This is a genomic window from Sphingomonas sp. S-NIH.Pt3_0716 (genome assembly GCF_003950715.1).
In the GTDB taxonomy this organism is placed as follows: domain Bacteria; phylum Pseudomonadota; class Alphaproteobacteria; order Sphingomonadales; family Sphingomonadaceae; genus Sphingobium; species Sphingobium yanoikuyae_A.
In genome coordinates this window covers 1-617 of the sequence record NZ_QLJK01000131.1, presented here as the reverse complement: position 1 = coordinate 617, position 617 = coordinate 1, and the positions used below count along the sequence as shown (strand labels likewise).

General features: G+C 64.2%; 1 protein-coding gene. It reads left to right on the top strand.

Annotated elements, in window-relative coordinates; translation table 11 throughout:
* Positions 1–129 precede the first annotated feature (129 nt).
* Positions 130–617: TonB-dependent receptor plug domain-containing protein (locus tag BRX37_RS26435; protein WP_164522560.1), on the top strand; the 488-nt coding region annotated here is incomplete at its 3' end.

Genomic DNA, 617 nt, shown 5'->3' with positions numbered 1-617 from the left:
TCGACTGATCAGATTCTAGTCGCAGCATTCGATCAACCGGGGTTGTCAATGTGACGATGTATCATTACGCGGCGTGCTCCAGTTTGGGCGGGGGCGTGAATGAGGAGCGGAGCGATTGTCGCAGCCGTTATGGCCGGTCTGACGACGGGAAATGCGTTCGCGCAGAAGCAGGTGGATGACGCGACGGAGGTATCCGGAGACATCGTCGTCACCGCCGCCCGCACGCAGGAACGGCGGCAGGACGTCGCCTCGGCAATCCAGGTCATCACCGACCAGCAGCTCGACCGGACGGTCGCGATCAATTTCCTCGACCTGCTCAAGAAGAACGCCGCGATCGACGTGATCCAATATCCCAACGGGCTGGGCGGCATCAGCCTGCGCGGTCTGCGGCCGGATTTCGAATTCACGATCAATCCGCGCACCTTGGTGCTGGTCGACGGCCGCCCGTCGGGATCGACCAGCTTAAACACCGTCGCCCCGGAAAGCATCGCCCGCGTCGAGGTGCTGCGTGGGCCGGCGTCTGCGGTCTATGGCGCATCGGCGATCGGCGGCGTCGTCAACATCATCACCCGCCGCTCGAGCGGCCCGCTCTCGGGCCAATTCACGGTGGGCGGCGG